The 20858-nt window shown below is 40.7% G+C and carries 20 protein-coding genes and 1 tRNA gene; 9 read left to right on the top strand and 12 right to left on the bottom strand.

The window, feature by feature from the left end:
* The first annotated feature begins 6 nt into the window (after nucleotides 1-6).
* From ACWICE_RS13265 to ACWICE_RS13255, 3 genes are read left to right on the top strand one after another with little or no spacing between them, the layout of a single operon-like run.
* The gene (locus ACWICE_RS13265) at nucleotides 7-1725 is read left to right on the top strand and encodes a LamG-like jellyroll fold domain-containing protein (RefSeq protein WP_254527981.1); all 1719 of its coding nucleotides are present in this window, start codon (nucleotides 7-9) and stop codon (nucleotides 1723-1725) included.
* An 11-nt stretch (nucleotides 1726-1736) separates the two neighbouring features.
* A complete protein-coding gene (locus ACWICE_RS13260; RefSeq protein ID WP_454298546.1) occupies nucleotides 1737-3113 on the top strand; it encodes a hypothetical protein in 1377 nt (458 codons plus the stop codon).
* Between the two features lie 20 nt (nucleotides 3114-3133).
* Nucleotides 3134-4168 carry a PKD domain-containing protein gene (locus tag ACWICE_RS13255; protein ID WP_185217553.1) on the top strand — a complete coding sequence of 345 codons (1035 nt, stop codon included), beginning with the start codon at nucleotides 3134-3136 and terminating at the stop codon, nucleotides 4166-4168.
* Nucleotides 4169-4541: 373 nt separating this feature from the next.
* Here ACWICE_RS13255 and yajC read toward each other — a convergent pair whose 3' ends face one another.
* Genes yajC through ACWICE_RS13235 form a run of 4 tightly spaced genes read right to left on the bottom strand, consistent with a single transcriptional unit; the run spans nucleotide 4542 to nucleotide 7405 of the window.
* A complete protein-coding gene (gene yajC, locus ACWICE_RS13250; RefSeq protein WP_185214208.1) occupies nucleotides 4542-4853 on the bottom strand; it encodes a preprotein translocase subunit YajC in 312 nt (103 codons plus the stop codon).
* Nucleotides 4854-4880: 27 nt separating this feature from the next.
* Nucleotides 4881-5324, bottom strand: coding sequence for a DUF1573 domain-containing protein (locus tag ACWICE_RS13245; RefSeq protein WP_454291923.1), 444 nt, complete (start codon nucleotides 5322-5324; stop codon nucleotides 4881-4883).
* A gap of 11 nt (nucleotides 5325-5335) precedes the next feature.
* A complete protein-coding gene (gene nusB / locus ACWICE_RS13240; protein WP_185214206.1) occupies nucleotides 5336-6286 on the bottom strand; it encodes a transcription antitermination factor NusB in 951 nt (316 codons plus the stop codon).
* A gap of 48 nt (nucleotides 6287-6334) precedes the next feature.
* Complete coding sequence (locus tag ACWICE_RS13235; RefSeq protein WP_185214205.1) at nucleotides 6335-7405, bottom strand: Glu/Leu/Phe/Val family dehydrogenase; 1071 nt, start codon at nucleotides 7403-7405, stop codon at nucleotides 6335-6337.
* Between the two features lie 147 nt (nucleotides 7406-7552).
* Between ACWICE_RS13235 and ACWICE_RS13230 the strand changes: the two genes are divergently transcribed.
* The 4 genes from ACWICE_RS13230 to ACWICE_RS13215 all read left to right on the top strand — a co-directional run bounded on the left by ACWICE_RS13230 (nucleotide 7553) and on the right by ACWICE_RS13215 (nucleotide 13402).
* The gene (locus tag ACWICE_RS13230) at nucleotides 7553-9325 is read left to right on the top strand and encodes an ABC transporter ATP-binding protein (protein WP_185217555.1); all 1773 of its coding nucleotides are present in this window, start codon (nucleotides 7553-7555) and stop codon (nucleotides 9323-9325) included.
* A gap of 98 nt (nucleotides 9326-9423) precedes the next feature.
* The gene (locus tag ACWICE_RS13225; RefSeq protein WP_454298545.1) at nucleotides 9424-11394 is read left to right on the top strand and encodes a DUF3857 and transglutaminase domain-containing protein; all 1971 of its coding nucleotides are present in this window, start codon (nucleotides 9424-9426) and stop codon (nucleotides 11392-11394) included.
* Entirely contained in the window at nucleotides 11391-13292 is a 1902-nt protein-coding gene (locus tag ACWICE_RS13220; protein ID WP_454298544.1) for a DUF3857 domain-containing protein, read from the top strand. Before ACWICE_RS13225 ends, ACWICE_RS13220 begins: the two co-directional genes overlap by 4 nt.
* A gap of 36 nt (nucleotides 13293-13328) precedes the next feature.
* Nucleotides 13329-13402, top strand: a tRNA-Ala gene (locus ACWICE_RS13215).
* Between the two features lie 259 nt (nucleotides 13403-13661).
* Here ACWICE_RS13215 and rpmA read toward each other — a convergent pair.
* The 7 genes from rpmA to glmM all read right to left on the bottom strand — a co-directional run bounded on the left by rpmA (nucleotide 13662) and on the right by glmM (nucleotide 18679).
* The gene (rpmA, locus tag ACWICE_RS13210) at nucleotides 13662-13928 is read right to left on the bottom strand and encodes a 50S ribosomal protein L27 (RefSeq protein WP_094256038.1); all 267 of its coding nucleotides are present in this window, start codon (nucleotides 13926-13928) and stop codon (nucleotides 13662-13664) included.
* Between the two features lie 43 nt (nucleotides 13929-13971).
* The gene (rplU, locus tag ACWICE_RS13205; RefSeq protein WP_099367640.1) at nucleotides 13972-14283 is read right to left on the bottom strand and encodes a 50S ribosomal protein L21; all 312 of its coding nucleotides are present in this window, start codon (nucleotides 14281-14283) and stop codon (nucleotides 13972-13974) included.
* A gap of 116 nt (nucleotides 14284-14399) precedes the next feature.
* Nucleotides 14400-15047, bottom strand: coding sequence for a hypothetical protein (locus ACWICE_RS13200; protein WP_185214201.1), 648 nt, complete (start codon nucleotides 15045-15047; stop codon nucleotides 14400-14402).
* Nucleotides 15037-15540 carry an RNA polymerase sigma factor gene (locus tag ACWICE_RS13195; RefSeq protein WP_185214200.1) on the bottom strand — a complete coding sequence of 168 codons (504 nt, stop codon included), beginning with the start codon at nucleotides 15538-15540 and terminating at the stop codon, nucleotides 15037-15039. Before ACWICE_RS13195 ends, ACWICE_RS13200 begins: the two co-directional genes overlap by 11 nt.
* Before the next feature lie 84 nt (nucleotides 15541-15624).
* Nucleotides 15625-16515: a hypothetical protein gene (locus ACWICE_RS13190; RefSeq protein WP_454298543.1), complete on the bottom strand. Its 891-nt coding sequence runs from the start codon at nucleotides 16513-16515 to the stop codon at nucleotides 15625-15627.
* 137 nt (nucleotides 16516-16652) lie between these two features.
* A complete protein-coding gene (locus ACWICE_RS13185) occupies nucleotides 16653-17222 on the bottom strand; it encodes a hypothetical protein (protein WP_313261251.1) in 570 nt (189 codons plus the stop codon).
* A gap of 74 nt (nucleotides 17223-17296) precedes the next feature.
* Nucleotides 17297-18679 (bottom strand): phosphoglucosamine mutase, encoded by a 1383-nt coding sequence (glmM, locus tag ACWICE_RS13180; RefSeq protein WP_454298542.1) that lies wholly within the window; start codon nucleotides 18677-18679, stop codon nucleotides 17297-17299.
* Nucleotides 18680-18870: 191 nt separating this feature from the next.
* On the opposite strand from glmM, the gene ACWICE_RS13175 reads away from it, so the two are divergent.
* Nucleotides 18871-19470 (top strand): phosphatase PAP2 family protein, encoded by a 600-nt coding sequence (locus ACWICE_RS13175; protein WP_185217560.1) that lies wholly within the window; start codon nucleotides 18871-18873, stop codon nucleotides 19468-19470.
* Complete coding sequence (locus tag ACWICE_RS13170; RefSeq protein ID WP_185214196.1) at nucleotides 19467-20303, top strand: ZIP family metal transporter; 837 nt, start codon at nucleotides 19467-19469, stop codon at nucleotides 20301-20303. Before ACWICE_RS13175 ends, ACWICE_RS13170 begins: the two co-directional genes overlap by 4 nt.
* Here the strand turns inward: ACWICE_RS13170 and ACWICE_RS13165 are convergent, their stop codons facing one another.
* Nucleotides 20304-20777 carry a MarR family winged helix-turn-helix transcriptional regulator gene (locus ACWICE_RS13165; protein ID WP_454298541.1) on the bottom strand — a complete coding sequence of 158 codons (474 nt, stop codon included), beginning with the start codon at nucleotides 20775-20777 and terminating at the stop codon, nucleotides 20304-20306.
* Nucleotides 20778-20858 lie beyond the last annotated feature (81 nt).

Here is a 20858-nt window from a genome sequence, read left to right as displayed (position 1 = left end):
CTAATTATGAAGAAACGTATTTTAAACTCCATTTCAGCCTTCATGCTGATCATTCTGGGCCTTAATATCACTTCCTGTCAGGAGGAATTCTCTAAGGTTATTCCAGAAAACAATACGGATACCGTAGATGTAATCTACGGTACGCCAAAGGTATTGTTGTTGATAGCAGATGGTGCCCGCGGCGAATCCGTACGCACCTCCAATGTCACAACGATCAATGCCCTTCTGCCCCACTCCATTTACTCTTGGGTTTCTCTGAGTGAAGAAAACGCAGCAGGTATATATTCCAACTGGGCAAATTTGTTCACTGGTGTAAACTACAGCAAACATGGGGTAAGGGAAAATGATCTGGAAGCCAATAAATTTGATGCATATCCACTATTGGCTGCCAGGATCAAAGAATCGTCTGGTGATTCCATTAAGATGAGCACCATCAGCCCGAATGCTACCTTCCTCAAATATTTTGGGGCCAATACCAAAGCGCAGGCTGCCCAAAATGATGATGATGTAACCACGAAAGTAATCAATGACTTAAAGGACGAGAAGCTATCTTTCATTACAGGTCATTTCACAGCCATCGATGCCGTTGGTAAAACAGCTGGCTATGATGTTTCTAAACCTGCATACAAGGCTGCAATTGAGAAGTTTGATGGACAGGTAGGTCAGATCATCAAAGCCTTGGAAGCAAGACCTAATTATGCCAAGGAAAATTGGATGGTGATCATTACTTCAAGCCAAGGTGGCGATTATGAAATCCCTCCAGCGCAAAATGACAATACCATCTTTAGTAATGCGGCATTGAACACATTTACCATAATCTATTCACCAAAATATGCAACCAAATTTATCGGTAAACCATTTATTGGGAATAAATTCATCGGTGATTTTATGCGCTTCAATGCTGAAAACTATGCCCAATTGGATGTTGGTGACAACAGTGTTTTCAATCTGGACAACGACGATTTCACAATCGAGTTAAAAATCAAAAAGAACAAAGGCCGTGACAATAACTATGCATTCTGGTATCCTTCCATTATTGGCAAGAGACAACATTGGCAAGGAGGCTGGGGTGAAGATCCAACAGGCATCGGATGGGTAATCCACCTAGATGGCGAATCCTGGATTTTCAATGCCCGTGGTGATAAAGGAACGGGTGAGGTAAAAGCTGACCGAAACATGAACCGTGGTACCTGGAACTCGATCGCTATCACCGGACAGATGGTAGATGGCAAGAGAACCGTAAGGTTGTTCACCAATGGCGAGCAAACCAAGGAAGCTGACATTACAGGTTGGGGTTCCATTACATCGGATGCCAAATTCCGTATCGGTTTCCTAGAAACACGTGAAGGCTGGCGTTCTGATGCCTATATAGCCGATGTAAAATTCTGGAAAGAAGCTCTTTCTCCGGAAACGATCAGACAATACAGTTGTGATGTAGGTATTGTATCAAACCATCCGAACATCAATTTCTTGGCTGCCTATTGGCCAATGAACTCGAAGGATGCTACAACCATCGTGGATGAAGGTCCTTTAGGTGCAAACCTAAAAACAAACGGAACTTACCCGATTACCACATTGAACGATTTCATTTGTGCGCCGACATCGTCGACATTGAGTTCAATGGTACCTAGAAATATCGATATCTCTACGCAAATTATCAGTTGGTTGAAAGTACCAAGACAATTGAGCTGGGGTCTTGATGGTCGTGTTTGGATTGATAAATAAACCTATAGATTATGAAAACCTTATTGAAATTATTCAAAAATATATACTTGCCCATCCTTTGTTTTTCAGTCCTTTTTGGATGTAAGGATACGGCTCTGGAGGATTTCTCCATCAAACCGGGCTCCGCTACGACGGTAGGTTCGGGGGACATCGCCGGAGGGATTACCAAAACCAATGAACAGATCACCGTTCCGGTAAGTATCAAATTGAGCAGTCCTGCTTCAAAGGCTTTTGATGTCAACCTAGCGGTGAATCAAAAAGCAGCGGCTGACCATATCAAAAGCAAGAACCTGGGCAGCAATTACATTGCTGTAAAACCAGAATCAATCTTTTTACCAAACAGTACCAAGGTAAATTTCGGAGCTGATTCTGCCGTGTTCAATGTGACCGTCACCCGTACCGAGGTGGAAAAATATTTCGGAAAGAACATTGTCATTGGATACAGCATTACCAATGCCGGGAAAGGAAACAATATTGATAAAAACAATGCAACAGGTGTTCTTATCCTGAAAGTCAATGATCTGATCACGGAATCAGACATACATTTCATTTCCCTAACAAATGGCGCAGGAGCGATCTTAGAAGCTAAAAACCAAGTAAATTATGTCAGCTCCTCCTCGGGATTGACCATGCCATTGGGTATTAGCTTGGCCAGTTTCCCTGGATCTGCCTTTACCGTGGATGTGGTAACCTCGACTGATACCATTGCGCAATTGATCAAGGACGGTAAGCTACCAGCAAATACGGTTGGTCTTACACCTGAGCAATATACCATACCTTCTAAAGTACAGGTAGCGAGCAATGCGAAATCTGCAGGTCTTGAAATCAACGTTCCTTGGTCGGTGGTCAATGCTAATCTGGACAAAAAATTAGCGGTTCTTGTAGAACTGAGCGCTCCTACCCTACATGTGCTTAATCCTCAGAAAAACTATAGTATCATTCTGATCGATTCAGAAAATGTGGTGGAAGTAGATGTGACCAATGATGCGGAATATTCTTACAGCAGAAATAATGATAATCAAAATGAAAATGCTGTCAAATTGATTGACAACAATTACAACAGCAAATTCCTATTGTTTGATTTCGTAGACCTCGAATTAAAGCTTGTTTACAATGAGCCGCAGAAGATTGGGGCCTATACCTTCACTTCAGGAAATGATGCTCAAGAAAGAGATCCAGCAGAATGGGTACTTTATGGATCCAATGATGGAACCACTTGGGAAGCTTTGGATACACGCAGAACGGAAGTTTTCAATAACCGTACAGAAACCAAACGCTTTAACATTGAATTCCCTAAAGCATACAAACAGTTCAAGCTACATATTGAAAGAACTAGAAGCAGTAGTTTATTCCAAATGGCGGAATGGAGAATGGTTAGAATTCCTTAACAATTACAATGATCAGAACGATGAAAATAATGAAATATGCATTTTTCTGCTTGATCTTGGCTTCGATCAGCAGCGCATGTACAAAGGATGAACAGGGGGTTCCTGAAATCATAGAGAAAGAGCCGAAGCCAACTGCTGCTTTTACCTATGCTTTGGCAAATGCCAATGACCCCTTTACCTATAAATTCGACAACAAGGGTACCAATTTCATGGAAACACGTTGGTCCTTCGGGGATGACAGTACATCCTCTGTGGCTGCACCATCACATACCTTTTTGAATACGGGGACATATGTCGTGAAAATGGTAGCCCTAAATGGAGAAGGATATTGGGCACAACGCGAGGAGACTATCCGGATCTCTGCAGCCAACCTGATCAAGGTAAATACCAAGACCCTTGGAGCAGGCAAACTGAACCTTTCCTTCACTACCAGTATGGCGGTGAGCAAAACGGAATGGCGTGATGGATATAAATCCTCTGGAGCGATCCTGAGTACCGACAAAACTATTGACCTGACCTTTGACCCGGGAACCTTCAAGGAAATCCAGCTTAAGCTGACGACGGCTAAAGGATCGGTAGCACTCATGAATCTTTTTGTGTCCGAATTGGGACTCATCAAAGATGTGACTACCTTTGAGAACATGTTCTCGGTATCCCATGAGAACAATGGTGGCCCGGATGGTGGAGAAGGATCCAAGAAAATGATCGACGGTGATATCACTACCAAAATATTTGTGGGTGGTGTGGGACCAAATATGAGCTGGCAGTTCCTATTTGACTCGCCGCAAGTCGTGAATGGCTATAGCATGACCTCAGGTAATGACTCGCCAGACCGTGACCCAAGACGTTGGAAAGTGGAAGGCTCCATTGATGGTAAGACTTGGGTAGTGGTTGATGAAAGAGGTCCAGAATACTTCACGGAAAGAAGGCAGTCTAGAACCTTTAGATTCACCAATACCACGGCCTATAACTATTACAAATTCTCCATGACTGAATTGAATGGAGGAAGCAACTTCCAGATCTCGGAAGTCCGTATCCTTGAATTCCCTCATTAGAAATTCCACATTAGAATTTAATACGTTAGTGAAAACCTGGTTGCTGATTCTGTTTACAGAAAAAGCAATCAGGTTTTTTTTAACCCTTCCCTTTTAGGAATTATTTTTTCAGTTTGACCTCATTGGAGACACATTGCTAAAACTCGCAAAATGCGCTAGAAAAATCTAAAAGAAATCCCGAAGCATTCCTGAAAATGTCTTGAATGAAACCAAAAAAAATCTCGCTGCATCATTTGAAATGCAGCGAGATTTTTTTTGAAGTATTTAGTAATTAGTATTTAGTATTTAGACACCGATTGAAATAAATCAAGACCTAAATTAACCGATTAAACTATGTAGTAAAGTCTAAATACTAAATACTTTCTACTAATTACTATTTAGCTTCAGTATTCAAAGCCTTAGAAGCCTCTAGCGAGATAGCAGTTTTGTCAAAGCGGATTTTCACGCCATTACCTACGTCTACCAAGAAAGTTTTGTCACTTACTTCAACGATACGGCCATGGATTCCAGCAGTAGTCACTACTCTAGAGTTTACACCAATTTCTTCGATATATTTTTTGTGTTCTTTTTGCTTTTTCATTTGTGGTCTAATCATAAAGAAATAGAAAACCACAATGATTAATACCATAGGAATTAACTGTGTAAAGCCACTTCCTCCTACTTGTAATAAAATTGTTGAAATCATTTGTATATTATAGTTTATAGTTACTTATTAGATTGCTTCTACTTCACCTTTCAGCTGAACGGTGCTGATGTTTGCCTCAGCGTTGGAAGCAATGGTGATAATTTTTTGTTGTTGTCCTACCTGCCCACTGCTATTGAATTCCACAGCGATTTCACCAACTTTCCCTGGCAATACCGGAGTCGTGGTAAAGGTAGGTGTGGTACAGCCACAGCTCGCAGAAACTTGGGAAAGGATTACGGGGCTAGTTCCGGTGTTTTCGAATTTGAAAACATGCTTAACCACTTCGCCTTCTTTAATCTTTCCGAAATCATAAACGGTTTCCTCGAATTGCATCTTTCCGATTCCATCGTTTCCTTCACTTGCTACTGTTTCGGTAGTATTTTGCGCATCAGCATCTGCTTTCTTGCCTTCTTGGTTACAAGAAGCAAACAGAACTGTTGCTGCAACAAATGATAAAATAAGTTTTTTCATGTTAATATGATTTAAGCGATCAATCCCCTACCTTCTTTTTTGATTCGTCTTTGCGCGTTCAAATCAGCAAGGATTTTATCTAAGATACCATTGATAAAGGTACTACTTTTCAAGGTACTGAATGATTTAGAAAGTTCGATGTATTCGTTGATGGTAACTTTTACAGGAATTGTTGGGAAATTGATCAATTCAGTGATCGCCATACGCATCAATAGATTATCTACCAAAGCGATACGGTCTGACTCCCAGTTCTTGGTTTTCGCAGCGACCATATCCTGGTATTCATCCGTATATTTGATGGTCAACTTCAATAGATCGATGATAAAATCTTTGTCCTCTAACCAACTTGGTGTCAGATCAGCCAGTTTATTTTTTGCAGGAACTTCGGAACTAAAATTCTTGAAGGTCTTGGCAATCATAGCTTGAAGAACCTCTTTGTCCACTTGCCAATTTATGAAACGTTCATCTAAGGCTTGCTCGATATCAGGAGACTTAAGGATAATCTTTTTGAAGATGTACTTAATGATATCTTTTTCAGCTGAGATGGAACGGTCTTCAAGATTTAGGTATTCCAGATAGGCCTCTGAGTCCTTGAGTTGGGAAAAGATAGAACGAACAATTTCTGGATCGTAATTCCAATCAACTTTATAGCGCTTTACCTTTTCAAGGTACTCACGGTTTTGGCGCAAGGAATCAATGAAGGTATTGCTATTTAATTTTGTAGAAGTAAAGGTCTTATCTTTATCGCTTGGGATCCACTTATTTGCGATTCCTTCCACATCGACTAGGACATACTCAGCCACTTCATCTAAGAGATTCAGTGTCCAGATGTACATTTCATCGACTTCCTCCACACTTTTGAGCAGACTTTTCTCAAAATTGACGATGTTCTTGTCTTCCGACAAGCTGTAGGCATACAATGTCTGCATGACCTTTACCCTAAGGTGTCTTCTATTTAGCATAATTTATTGAAAGAACGAATATTTAATAAAGAACGATATTATACTATATTATTTTAATTTTCTCATGTCCTGAATACGCTTTTCAGCTAATTCTTTAGCGGCCTGATGAGTTGAGATATTTTCTTCTTTTGATTTTTGGATAACGTGCCTTGTTGCTGTGTAAATGTAACGGATCAGGTGATCAGTGCGGTCAGCACCATAACCTTCTAATTCTGAGAAACAGCTGATCAATGCACCTGCATTGATTAAGAAATCTGGTGTGTATAGGATATTGTTTTCCTTCAGTAATTCAACGGTTTTTTCCTCTTCCAACAATTGGTTGTTTGCAGAACCAGCAATGATTTTACAGCGCATACGTGGGACTGTATCCGGATTAACGGTTCCTCCTAAAGCACATGGAGCATAAACATCCGCATCCAATTCAAAGCTTGTAGAGTACGTAATAGGTTCAGCTTTGTATTTGGCTGCGATCTTCATCTTACGCTCTTCGGTCATGTCGGAAACATATACCCTAGCATTCTCAGCACGTAATAGAGAAACCAGATGCTCTCCTACACTACCTACCCCTTGAACTGCGATCTTTCTTCCGGCAAGGTTATCATCGCCATAAAGCTCTTTGATAGCAGCTTTGATTCCGTAATAAACACCTTTGGCGGCAAATACGGTTGTATCACCAGAACCATTCAATGAAGTTGGCAAGCCAGCAACATAATTAGTTTCTGCGTGAATGTATTCTAAGTCTTTTTGGGTGGTACCAACATCGATGGAAGCGATAAAGTTTCCATTCAATCCGTTGATAAACCTTCCAAAACGACGCATCAAGACTTCTGATTTTTCGGTTCTGTTGTTGCCAATGATAATGGCACTACCTCCACCTAGGTTAAGACCGGCAAGGGAAGCTTTGTAGGTGATCGCTTTAGATAAACGCAAGGCATCTTCGATAGCTTCAGCTTCGGTTGCATAAGGCAACATACGAACGCCACCGATAGCAGGTCCTAAAGTGGTGTCATGAATAGCTACAATAGCTTTCAAACCAACTTCCTTATCATTACAAATGAAAATATTTTGATGGTCTGAAACACGCATCAAATCAAATAGCGAGGTAGAATCTTTTTGCATAAACAAACAAAATTAACAGGTACAAAATTAGCAAATTATTTAGTTCTTTAGCCAAAAGCCTTAAAATATTCGATTTAAGGCAAACTATTGACATTATCACAACTTTACTGCATAGTTTATTGAAAATTATCCATTATTTTTGTTCAAATGAAGGAACTATCATACCTCAATAAATTTTTCTATAAATATCGTTGGCGCGTAATCCCAGGTGTGATATTCGTAATTATATCCAATTACTTCGGAATTCTGCCTGCACAGGTCATCCGTGAAGCTTTTGACTTGGTCAAAGAGAACATCGACCTGTACCGATTGTACGATGGCTTTGATAGGCAATCCATCATCTATGAGGTATTCAGTAAATCCCTTCTGTTTTTTGGTATCGTCGTCCTGGTCTTGGCCCTGTTGCGCGGGATATTCCTCTTCATGATGCGCCAGACCCTGATCCTGACCTCAAGACATATTGAATATGATATTAAAAATGAAATCTACCAGCATTATCAGCAGCTAGATTTCGCCTTCTACCGTAGGAATAATACGGGTGACCTGATGAACCGAGCGACGGAAGATGTCAATCAGGTCCGTAACTACCTAGGTCCAGCAATCATGTACGCGATCAATACGGTTGTATTGTCCATCATGATCATCTATGCCATGTACAATGTCAATGCGACATTGGCTACCTATGCCCTACTGCCTATCCCGATCATTTCGGTGATAATCCTGTTTGTAAACAAGGTGATCAATAGACGGAGTGAAAGGATCCAGCGTCAATTGTCGCAACTTTCTTCATTTGTGCAAGAGACTTTTTCTGGTATCCGCGTTATCAAGACCTATACCCGCGAACAGGACAAGATGGACAAATTCAAGGTGGAAAGTGACCGCTATAAGGACATCAACCTGAACTTGGTTAAGGTCCAGGCTGTCTTTTTCCCTTTGATTATTTTCTTGATCGGCTTCAGTACCATCATTACGGTATATATCGGTGGCCTTGAAGTGAACGCTGGTAACATCACTGCGGGAAATATCGCGGAGTTTATTATCTATGTCAATCAATTGACCTTCCCGGCGATGTCCTTGGCTTGGGTGACTTCGCTTATTCAACGTGCTGCAGCATCCCAGAAGCGGATCAATGAATTCCTGGACACCAAATCTGATATTGCTACCGGCCAACTGACGCATGAACTGCACGGTGATATTGAGTTGAAGAACGTCTCTTTCACCTATCCGGAGACAGGCATCAAGGCCATAGACAATGTCAGTTTCCATATCCCTGCTGGTAAAACCATGGCCATCATTGGAAGAACAGGTTCAGGTAAATCCACCTTGGCCAACCTATTGATGCGCATGTTTGATGCAGACCAAGGTGAAATCCTTTATGACAGGCATAACATCAAGGAATATGAACTAAAATCGGTGCGAGAGCAAATCGGTTTTGTACCACAACAGGTTTTCCTTTTCTCGGATACCATTGCCCGTAACATTGCATTTGGTCTGGACCAAGTTGATACTCCAAAAGTGGAGCAGGCAGCTAAGGATGCCGTGGTGTATGACAATATCATCGGTTTTGACGAAGGCTTTGAAACCCATATAGGTGAACGTGGAATCACCCTTTCTGGAGGACAGAAGCAAAGGGTTTCCATTGCAAGGGCACTGGTGAAAGACCCTAGGATCTTGATGTTTGACGACTGCCTATCGGCCGTGGATACCAAGACCGAAGAAGAAATCCTTCATAATCTCGGCAAAATCATGGATGGCAGAACCTCCATCATCATCGCACACCGTATCTCCACCATTAAAAACGCGGACCATATTATCGTACTGGAAGACGGTAAAATCATCGAAGAAGGTACCCACGAACAGCTCCTGAATATGGATGGTGAATACGCCTCCCTCTACGAAAAACAATTGTTGGAGGCTTAAAAATTATCCTCAGAAAATATTTTCAAATAATTCGTTTCCCCTCCTGTTAAATCAGATGTAAAATATTTACATTTGACTATAATTATTACCAAATCATTATGAAATCTATGTTGTTAGGCCTCTGCATGGTATGTGTATGCCTATTGGGGAAAGCTCAAGACAATCCTTTACCAAAATTGGACTTGGCATTATTCTCTACTGACCACAAGCAGAACGATACTTCTGCACATGCAATTGTATTATTTGAACATGGAAGAACTGAACTGGAGTACAGCGAAAGCGACCGAGCCTTGATGGTGGTCCACAACGTGCATGTTCGGATCAAGATCTTGGACAAAGAGGGTGCTAGTTCAGCCAATATCAATATCCCACTCTATAAGTATGGGTCTGATATGGAATATGTGCGGGACCTCAAAGGTAGAACCCATAATTATGAAAACGGCAAACTCGTAACAGATGACCTGAAGAAAGAAGCCATCTTCACCGATAAAGCCTCCCAATATAGACATGAATTAAAATTCACCCTTCCCAATATTAAAGACAACTCCATTATTGAATATTCTTACAGACTATCATCTCCAGGTGTAAGAACCTTCAGGACTTGGTACTTCCAATCGGATCTGCCAAAGCTGCATAGTGAATATGTTGCAGTTATTCCCGCGACATTTGTCTATAACACTAACTTGAAAGGCTATTTGCCGTTATCGGACCAGAAATCTACGGTTTTGAACAAGCATTTCCTTTTGGGTGGTGATAGACAGGATTGTTCGAAAATGACCTATATCATGAAGGATGTTCCAGCTTTCAAGGAAGAAGATTATATGTTGGCTCCTATCAACTATATTTCGTCGATCAACTATGAGCTCAGGACTTACCTCGACCCAACTGGACCACATACCAATTATGCAAAAAACTGGTCCGATATCGACCAAGACCTGATGTTGGAAAAAGAATTTGGTGGACAGATTAAAAATAAAGGGGCTTTTAAGGATATAATGCCTGGGATATTGGCAAGCAAAGAAAACAAATTGGACAAGGCTAAGGCCATTTACTATTATATCCAGAAAAACATTACGTTCAATAATGTCTTGGGAAAATTTGCTGAAAAAGGAATAAAAAAAGCCTTAGAAACTAAAAAAGGCAATATTGCTGATATTAACCTCGGCTTGGTAGCGGGATTGAATGCTGCTGACATTGAGGCTTACCCTGTCATAATCTCTACCCGTAACAATGGTATCCCAAACTTTCTGTTCCCTGCGATGACGGATTTCAACGCAGTTATCTGCATGGCTAAGATTGATGGAAAGGATTACCTTTTGGACGCCTCTGAAAAGTTCCTTCCGTTCGGTGAACTACCCATGAGCTCCATCAATGACCGCGGTAGGGTTATATTTTCGAGAAGCAATTCGGATTGGGTTCCGTTAAAGAATGAAATATCCTCGAGGAAACAGTTTAATATTCTTGGAAAATTGGACAGTACGGGCAAGATTACAGGAACTATCCGTATCCAGTACTCAGGATTGGACGCTCTTTATAAGAGAAATGAGATAGACAGTTATAATAGCTTTGAAGAATATGAGGAAAAACAGATGGAAAAAGTTACCTCCCTAAGGCTATTGAGCTCCAAGGTGGAAAATATTGATGACATGGAAAAACCTCTTGTTGAACAGTTGGAATTTGAAATGGACCTAAGGGAAAACTTTAGACCTGATGCGATCCTCTTGAATCCGATAATCTACGAGAGAATGAGCAAAAACCCGTTCAAACTGGAGGAAAGAAATTACCACGTGGATTTTGGCGCGCCAAGAAGCGAGACTTACAATATCAATATCAGCATTCCAACTGGTTATTCCATTTCAAACAAACCTAAGGATTCTGCCATGTCCTTACCGGAAAGCACAGCTAAATACACCTTCAGGTCCTTGTATGACAACAACATTTTGATGTTGCAGCAAACAACCATGCTGAACAAGGCCATTTTCACTCCCGAGGAATATTTTCACCTGAAAGAATTCTTCTCTAGGATCATCCAACAACAAATGACTGATTTTCAATTCAAGAAGATATGATCAGAAAAATAGGATTTATACTTACTTTCCTCCTGTTGAGCCAATATGATTCATTTGGCCAATACGAGGTTTCCAACATACCAAAGGAATTGCTGAGCCGTGCGTCGGCAACAGTCCGTGAGGAACATACCACTTACGATATCAAGAGTCCTAGCGAGATGATCGAAACAGGACGACGCGTGATTACCATCCATAACAGCGCTGGAGAAGACTACAACAGTATCACGATGTCTTATGACAAGTCCAAACAGATCAAGAACATCAAGGTAGAGATCCTAGATTCGGATGGCAAGACTGTAAAGAAATATTCCATGAAGGATTTTAAGGACTATAGCGCTTCTGACGAGGGAACCATGTTCACTAACACCAGAATAAAGCACTTATCCCCTTCACTGCCTTCTTTTCCCTATACAGTAGCAACAGAGTATGAGGTTCGTCATAACCAAACACTGGCCATCAATTCTTGGCGCCCTGACTTTGCTGTTGACATCTCCGTTCAAAAGAGCAGTTATGAGATCTTGGCGGATCCCAACTATACCTTGAGAATCTTGAAAAAGAACCTCAAAAAAGAGGGCAAAGAAACCATGAAAGGGAAACAGAAATCTTACTATTGGGACATCGAGAATATCAATGCGGTTCGTTCCGAACCCTATAGCCCAAATAGACATGAGACTGGCATGCGCGTTTTTGTAGTTCCTGAATCTTTTGAATACTACAAACATGCCGGAAAAGCCAATGACTGGAAATCTTATGGAGACTGGCTGAACAGCGCCTTGCTAAAGGACAAAAGAGACTTGCCTGCATCAACCGCAGCAAAGGTTAAGGAGATCTGCAAGGACCTAAAGACCGATCAGGAAAAAGCCAAGGCTCTCTACGAATATCTACAGAAAAAGACAAGGTATATTTCCGTTCAGGTTGGTATCGGTGGACAGGAACCTTTTCCGGCATCTGATGTAGACCGCTTAGGCTATGGCGACTGTAAGGCTTTGGTAAACTATATGCAATCATTATTGGATGTAGTCAATATCCCCTCCTACTATTGCATCGTGGAAGCGGGCAATCGAAAGATGAATATCGAACCTGAATTTGCAAACCTCATCGATGGAAACCATGTAATCCTTTGTTTACCGTTTCAAAATGATACCACCTGGCTGGAATGCACGAACCAAGATCTTCCATTTGGCTACCTAGGCGATTTTACCGATGACAGGCTGGTATTGGCCATGACCGAAAATGGTGGTAAGATCTTAAGGACTGACAGCTATCCCTATGATGAGAGCCTACAACATAGAAAAAGTATCTTTAAGCTGAATACCGATGGAAAGATAAGCGGAATGATCAAAACTGAATTTTCAGGCTTCCAGTTTGAAAATCACTTCCCTAACGTAAAGAAGATCAAGGATGAGCAGATCAAATCGCTAGCAAGGCAATATGACATCAACCGTATCCAATTCAAGGACATTAAGTATAGTATTAACAACAACGGCAAGCTTTCGCTTACTGAGGACCTAAATATTGAAGCTGAGAACTTTGCTATCAAGAACAATGACAACGTCACGGTATTTCCGAACTTCCTGAACCGTAGCGCTTCGATCCCTGACATTCGAAACAGGATGAACGTCGTTCGGATCTCAAGGGGCTATACCGATATCGACGAGACAGAAATCGAATTACCGGAGAATCTTTCCAACAATATTATCCCGATCAACAAAAAGTTAGAAGTCCCCATGGGTACTTATGAGTTTCGTGTGGATATCAAGGACGGCAAGATGATATGCTATAGAAAGCTGCAACTCCGTGAAGGTGAATACCCTGTATCGAGCTATGCGGATTTCAGCAAGTTCATGTTGGATGTATCCATCACGGACGGCACAAAATATAATTTAGCATTGAAATAGGAAATATCGGAAATTCCAGTATATTTGCTGCGCTAAGGGGGATTAGCTCAGCTGGCTAGAGCGCTTGCCTGGCAGGCAAGAGGCCACCGGTTCGAATCCGGTATTCTCCACAATATAACGCAAGAGGCAGGATCAAGCATGATCCTGCCTCTTGCGTTAAACATAAGACAATAGACACAAGACATCAGACCTTTCCATTCGCGATCTTAGAACACTATTTCATTAAGCTATATCTAATAAAAAAATAGACAAAGAAAAAACAATAGAACTTTCTTAGTGGCCATGCCCAGTCTGATGTCTGATGTCTAAAACAAGAAAAGGTCTGTTTGGAATTCCAAACAGACCTTTTCTTGTTTTTTTAAACTAACCTTAGTTGTTTTCTTCTACTGGAAGAACTGAAACGTAAGATTTGTTGTTTGCTTTTTTACGGAAAACTACTGTACCGTCGATTAAAGCGTATAAGGTATGATCTTTACCGATACCAACGTTAGCATCAGGATTGTGCTGAGTACCACGTTGACGTACGATGATGTTACCAGCGATAGCTTGTTGACCACCGAAAATTTTGATACCTAATCTCTTACTGTGTGACTCACGGCCGTTCTTGGAACTACCCGCACCTTTTTTGTGTGCCATTTCTTTATTCTAATTTATGACTTGCGTCAGATTAAAAATTCGATTATAAACTGATACCAGTGATCTGGATTTTAGTGAAGTGTTGACGGTGACCGTTTTTCTTTTTGTAGCCTTTACGACGTTTTTTCTTGAAAACGATAACTTTTTCACCCTTCAAATGTGACAAAATAGTAGCTGAAACTTTAGCACCTGAGATACTTGGCGTACCTACAGTAAACTTACCACCGTCTTCTGCTAACAATACATTGTCAAATTCAATACTAGCGCCCTCGTCTCCTTGTAAACGGTGTACAAAAAGGTACTGGTCTTTTGCAACCTTAAATTGCTGTCCTGCTATATTTACTATTGCGTACATTGTTATTTATTAAAATTGTTAATATTTAATGAGTCGCAAAGATAGAATATATTTTTCATTTCAACAAAACTATTTCATCTATTTTAATACTGTTTTGTTAACATACCTCAAGCAACCTATTCCTCTGGTTTCAGTAGATCCAAGGTCTGCTTTATTTGCTTCAAATAACGTCCATACATCTTTTGGATCACCCAACGGAACAGAAAAGTTCCTCCAACAATTATGGTGCCCATACTCCCAAAATAAATCAGCTTGCCTGTGAACCCAAATGTAAGCGCTCTACCGATTGCATCTTTACTGCCCTGATCCATTTCCAAGGTCGCGGTCATCAACCCTATTGATAGACCGAAAGCCAAACTCATGACAAATCCCACAAAGAAAAAGGTATGATAGAATTCAATGAAATACCGCAGTTCATAGTAAAACCACATCAGGTTATCCCGGCTATCATAGCTCAGGTTATAGGAATGTTTATAAAACTTGAAAAATTTGAAACAGAAGAAAAACATCAGACTGAAGAACAGGAATGCAAAGCTGACTATTGTAAAAAAGACGACCGGTTGAATATCAACCTTCAGACCTACATAACTGAGCCCGACAATTGCCAATACCCCTAACACGAGCAGCCCGTAAAAATCCAGCCTCATATTTGCGCGCACCTTATCAATGGCATTATTCGCATGTTCGACGGACAGTTGAACTTCTTTCAAATCTTTCCCTTCTCCTTCCTCTTCCCATGCCTTCTTTAAATCGTCAAAATTCATATCCTTGTTTTTTAATGATTTCCTGTAATTTATCTTTGGTCCTATTCAGCTTCACCCGTGCATTTCCCTCTGAGATCCCCAACTGACCCCCAATTTCGCGATGGGAAAACCCTTCCAAGAAAAGAAAGATCAAGGCCTTTTCCACTTCATTGAGCTCTTTGACCGCTCTATAGAAATAAGTTAAGCGCTCTTCTTTCACTGAATGATCAGAATGATCCACAACATCAAGATCCTCGATCAGACTTTCCGTCTTTGGGGACTTTTTGTCCTTCTTCACAAAGACCAATGCCGTATTTAAGGCCACACGGTACATCCATGTAGAAAATTTGCTCTGTCCTTTAAAGTTTTCATAGGATTTCCATAGCTGGTACAGCATTTCCTGATAGAGGTCCTCCCTATCAAATTCATCGTCCATATAAATCTTAGAGAGTTTATATAGGATGCCTTTGTGCTGTTCAATAACTAATAAAAATTCCTTTTCTTTAATTTTCAAAGCCAATAGTTTACCAATTCCATAAGTTAGTATAGATTATGGCAATACGTTACAGAAAAAATAAAAAAATTGGGAAAGGTTAGGTTAGATGACCTTGATTTCACCTTTAATAGGCACCTGTTGTTTCCAACGGCCTTTCAAGGTGCTCAGATATCCGGTTTGTTTGTTCTTGATCTTAAAAGTAAATTCGCATTCACGGTTTATCACTGTAACTTCAGCATATACCGTTTTCTTGGAATTCGCAGGTACAATGATATCTACAGGTTGAGTTGCATTTGCCATATAAGGGGTAGATTGTACTCCTCTGACATATTTGACCTTTTCGTCCCAGACCTTCGCACCTTGATGCTCCAATGCGATCATACTGATCAAACTATCAGGTGCTGGAGTCCAATCGAAAACACTGAAAAAATTCGCGCTGAATTCTGAAACAACATTCACACTCTTATAATACTCCTTAATAGGAGTTTTAATGGTCATGGGATTGCTTGCTTTGTTATCAATGATAGTACTGTTCAGCTTAAGAACAGTTACCTTTCGTGCATCAGTCTTTTCGGTAATGATCTTATCAACCAATTCATAGTCGCCACCTCTCTCTTGGATGATCTCAATTTCCTTGGTAGACTCTTGGTCCTTAATTCCAATCAACAACCTTCTCGGTTCTGCGCTGAAGTTTTCGGTCATGGAAATAAATAACTTTCTAGGGTCATTACCTTTTTTCTCCAAAGTAATGAAACCTTGTGAATTTTCCACGCGACCTACCCCTCCTAATCGCATGATTTGCAAACGGGAATCTAATAGATATTTAGTTGGATTAATATTCCTGACATGAACCACCTCCCAGTTGTCGGAGGCCATAGGAACTTCTTTATCAACAAAACCGGTATTGGTCTGGATATTAGCCTTTTCCTCCTTTACGAGTGGCTTCTGGAAATCTGGTGCTTTCTCGCAAGATGAAAGACACAAAACAGACATCAATAATAGTGTGCTTAAAAAGCGAAACGGGGTCTTCACTGGCGAAAATTGTTATAATATATCGCCAAATTTATTAAATAGTATAATATGTTGTAGACAAATAGCTATAAAAATAAAAAAAATACCGAAAATAAATACTACATATTGATTTTGGCATGATAAAACACCTTTTTATCGATCAAATTATAGTCCTCATCATAAACTGGCTCATAGACAACGACATAAACTGGTCTCACCATATCTTCCATCTTGAAGGATTCACTGAACTCAGCCAGATAAAAAGCATTTACAGTGCGTTCTGCCAGCCATTCCTGCGGGGTTCCATAAGGGTCCTTATCAAAACGATGGTCATCGAAAGCTGTAAAGTACCAATAACTTGGCGCTTCATCCGAAATCGTGGTCGTCAGGTCTTCATTGAATCGACCTTCAGCCATGCCCGTATTCTCAAACCACATGACTTCCATATCGGCCTCTCCTATTGCAGAACGGTAAATATCTTCATCTTGGGTAATCCCAATACAAAAACCATCTGTATTCCTCACATGAAAAACCAACTTGAAAGGTTTTCTCTGGATATTGAACACCCCATCCTTGGCAGTCAATGTTTGATAATCCTGCTTGATCTTGATATTTACAGACTCTTGAGCCTGTAAGCTCAAATAGCTCAAGGAAAATAGACAAAGAAGGATCAGCTTGATGTTTTTCATAGTGCAAATAAACAGAAATCCCCCAGAACAATAAATAACTGTTTTGGGGGATTTTTATTCCGTCCCTACAGACCTTATCCTACGATCTCTTGGATCTCGTTCATTATTTTTTGAGCGATTGCCTCGGCAGCTTCAGCCGTTGGGCCTTCCGAATAGATACGAATGATAGGCTCGGTATTGGATTTACGAAGGTGAACCCACTCATTCGGGAAATCTATCTTCAGTCCATCAATTGTAGAATGTTGTTCGTGGGCATATTTTGCTTGCATTTTCGCCAACAGATTATCGATATCCAAATCAGGAGTAAGCGTAATCTTATTTTTTGACATATAGTACTGCGGAAGCTCAGCACGGTATTCCGTAACCTTCTTACCCAATTTTGCTAAATGCGTCAAGAACAATGCAACCCCAACCAATGAATCACGACCATAGTGAGATGCCGGATAGATCACACCACCATTACCCTCGCCACCGATTACCGCATCTACTTCCTTCATCTTGGTCACCACATTCACTTCACCTACTGCAGCTGCAAAATATTGTCCTCCATGTTTCTCCGTAACATCTCTCAATGCACGGGTAGATGAAAGGTTAGAGACTGTATTTCCTTTTTTCTGTCCCAAGATAAAATCTGATACAGCCACCAGGGTATATTCTTCACCGAAAAGCTCACCGTTTTCCATCATGAAAACCAAGCGGTCCACATCAGGGTCAACAGCAATACCCAGATCAGCCTTGTTGTCAAGCACAGCTTGGGAAAGATCAGTTAAATGCTCTTTCAAAGGTTCAGGGTCATGTGGGAATTGCCCATTAGGCTCACAGTGAATCTTATAAACCGTCTCCACACCTAAAGCTTTCAACAGCTCAGGGATAAAGGTACCTCCTGTACTGTTCACTGCATCAACTGCAACTTTAAAGTTGGCTTTTTTGATCGCTTCCACATCCACGAATTCCAACGCCAATACATCTTCTATATGTTTCTGTAAAAACGAATCGTCTTTAGTAACAGAGCCCAACTGGTCTACCTCAGCAAAATCAAAATTCAGGCTCTCTCCCAACTCCAAAACCTCTTTACCTTTGGCATCATCAATAAATTCACCCTTCTCGTTCAACAGTTTCAGTGCATTCCATTGTCCAGGGTTATGGGAAGCCGTTAGGATAATCCCACCAGCAGCCTTTAACTTAGGCACTGCAATCTCAACGGTTGGTGTAGTTGACAAGCCTAGGTCGATTACATTAACCCCAATACTCTGCAAGGTCCCAATCACTAGATTAGAAACCATCTCTCCAGAGATACGGGCATCTCGGCCTACGACAATAGTCTTGTTCTCTGCATTTTCTGTAATGATCTTTCCGTAAGCAGCAGTAAATTTCACAATATCAACAGGTGTTAGGTTATCTCCAGGTCTTCCGCCTATTGTTCCCCTAATTCCTGAAATAGATTTTATTAAAGCCATAAGTATAAATGTTATTAATGCTCGTAAAAATAACGGAATAAAATAATTATTAATGTTTTTTATTCTTTTTTTCCTTCTTATGCATATCTTTGTTGCAACTTAGTTTCGTTTACTATAATAAGTAAGGTATTACATCTTATTTTTTTAGATTTGGTTTAATTAATGAAAATTGACCATTCTACAACAAAAATATGTTAGAGAAAATAATCCATTTCGATCAAGATTTATTTCTATTAATCAACCAGGGCTTGAGCAACATTGTTTTCGACTGGTTACTGCCTATCTTACGTAATCCTTACACTTGGTCCCCACTTTATTTATTTTTAATCATCTTTTTCATCAAACATTACGGCAAGACCGGAATTTTGATCGTTGCCTGTACATTGGCAACTTTTGGGATTTCAGATGGTGCCTCTTCGCATTTGATCAAAAAATCGGTTAAACGAGTTAGGCCCTGTAATGATGTAGTATTCAAAAACCAGGTTAATTTGCGCGCTCGCTGTGGTTCTGGGTTTAGCTTCACCTCTTCCCATGCCACAAACCACTTCGCGATGGCGTTCTTCTGGATTGTATTATTTCGTCGCAAATGGAAACATACCTTATGGCTATGTATCCTTTGGGCGGCTTCCATATCCTTTTCTCAGATCTATGTCGGAGTTCACTACCCCTTGGATATCCTCTGCGGGGCCATCCTGGGGACACTCATAGGTTTAGGGACTGGCTATTTATTCAAAAGGTTTTATCCTCAGTTTTTTGAACCCAAACCCATTCCAACAACAACAGCTGCATGAGTAGTTTCTTGATCGTATCCATCCTATTTTTCTCCGCATTACTAAGTGGTATTGCTGTATTTTTTGTCAAAAGAGACAATACCCAGTTATTGAAACTGGTCCTTTCCTTCAGTGGTGCATATTTATTTGCCATAACCGTATTGCACTTGATACCTGAAGTGTACCACAGCAATCAGACTCCTGGGGAAATCATTGGACTGTATATCTTAGGGGGATTCCTATTTCAGTTAGTTCTGGAGCATTTTTCACAGGGTATTGAGCACGGTCATATCCACCATAGCAACGATGGGCATAACCATCAGGCATTTCCCATTGCTATCCTGATCAGTCTATGTCTGCATGCCTTCCTAGAGGGATTCCCATTGGCTTCAGGACACCGAAATGAACTGGTCTTTGGTATCGCTATCCACCATATCCCAGCTGCCTTCGCATTGGGAAGCTTATTGATCGGAACAAGGCTAAAGAAAGCCACCATCATCGTATTTATTGCCATCTTTGCAGCTATGACCCCACTGGGATTCGTAACGAGCAAAGGGATCAGTGCTGGTGAAATCGGAAACATAGCACAGTATTTCGACAAGATTATGGCAGTTGTGATCGGTATTTTCTTGCACATCTCGACCACTATCCTTTTCGAATCAGGATCGGCAGATCATCATACCTTCAACAAGAAAAAGATGTTGGCAGTGTTATTAGGTGTTTTGGTTTCCATGGCCAACTTCTTATTTGAAGGTCATGACCACTCTCATCATAACCATGGTACTACAGATCAAACTGAAGAATCCCACGATCATGATCATCATGACCATGACCATTCAGATCATGAACATTAGTTAGTACTCGACCTCATTCATCAGGCCTCTGAACTTATCCAATAATTCACTGAGCTTAAAGCAATCTTCGGCTGAAATGTTTTCTGGAAGTACATCATCCAGCATCATGTCAGTCTCGATTTCTTCTAGCAGCTCCAAGCCTTTGTCGGTGATCAATAGATCGACTGCGCGCTTGTCTACGCTGTTCTTTTCCCTAGAAACTAGGCCCTTACTTACGATGCGATCAACTAACCTACTGATATCAGGCGTTTTGGTTAGCAACCTCTCCTTCAACAAATTGTTGGTAACAGGATTGGGATACTGACCGCGTAAGACGCGCAACACGTTAAACTGTTGCAAGGTGATTTGTTTGGCATTCGCTCTCTTCTCCAGCATCACGTTCAACCAGTTGTTTGTGTAAATAATATTGATCGTAGCGCGATGCCAAGGACTTGCGAATTGCTTTACTTTAACCAATTCTTCGATCTTCGGCATATTTAATAATACATTAGTGTGACTTAATTCGCAATTTAAAAGATTTTAATTATTTATCTTTGCTATTGTTGATTTTTATTC

Source organism: Sphingobacterium sp. NPDC055346, assembly GCF_053645235.1.
The sequence above is the reverse complement of the archived record's forward strand: the minus strand, read 5'-3'. Positions and strand labels throughout refer to the sequence as shown.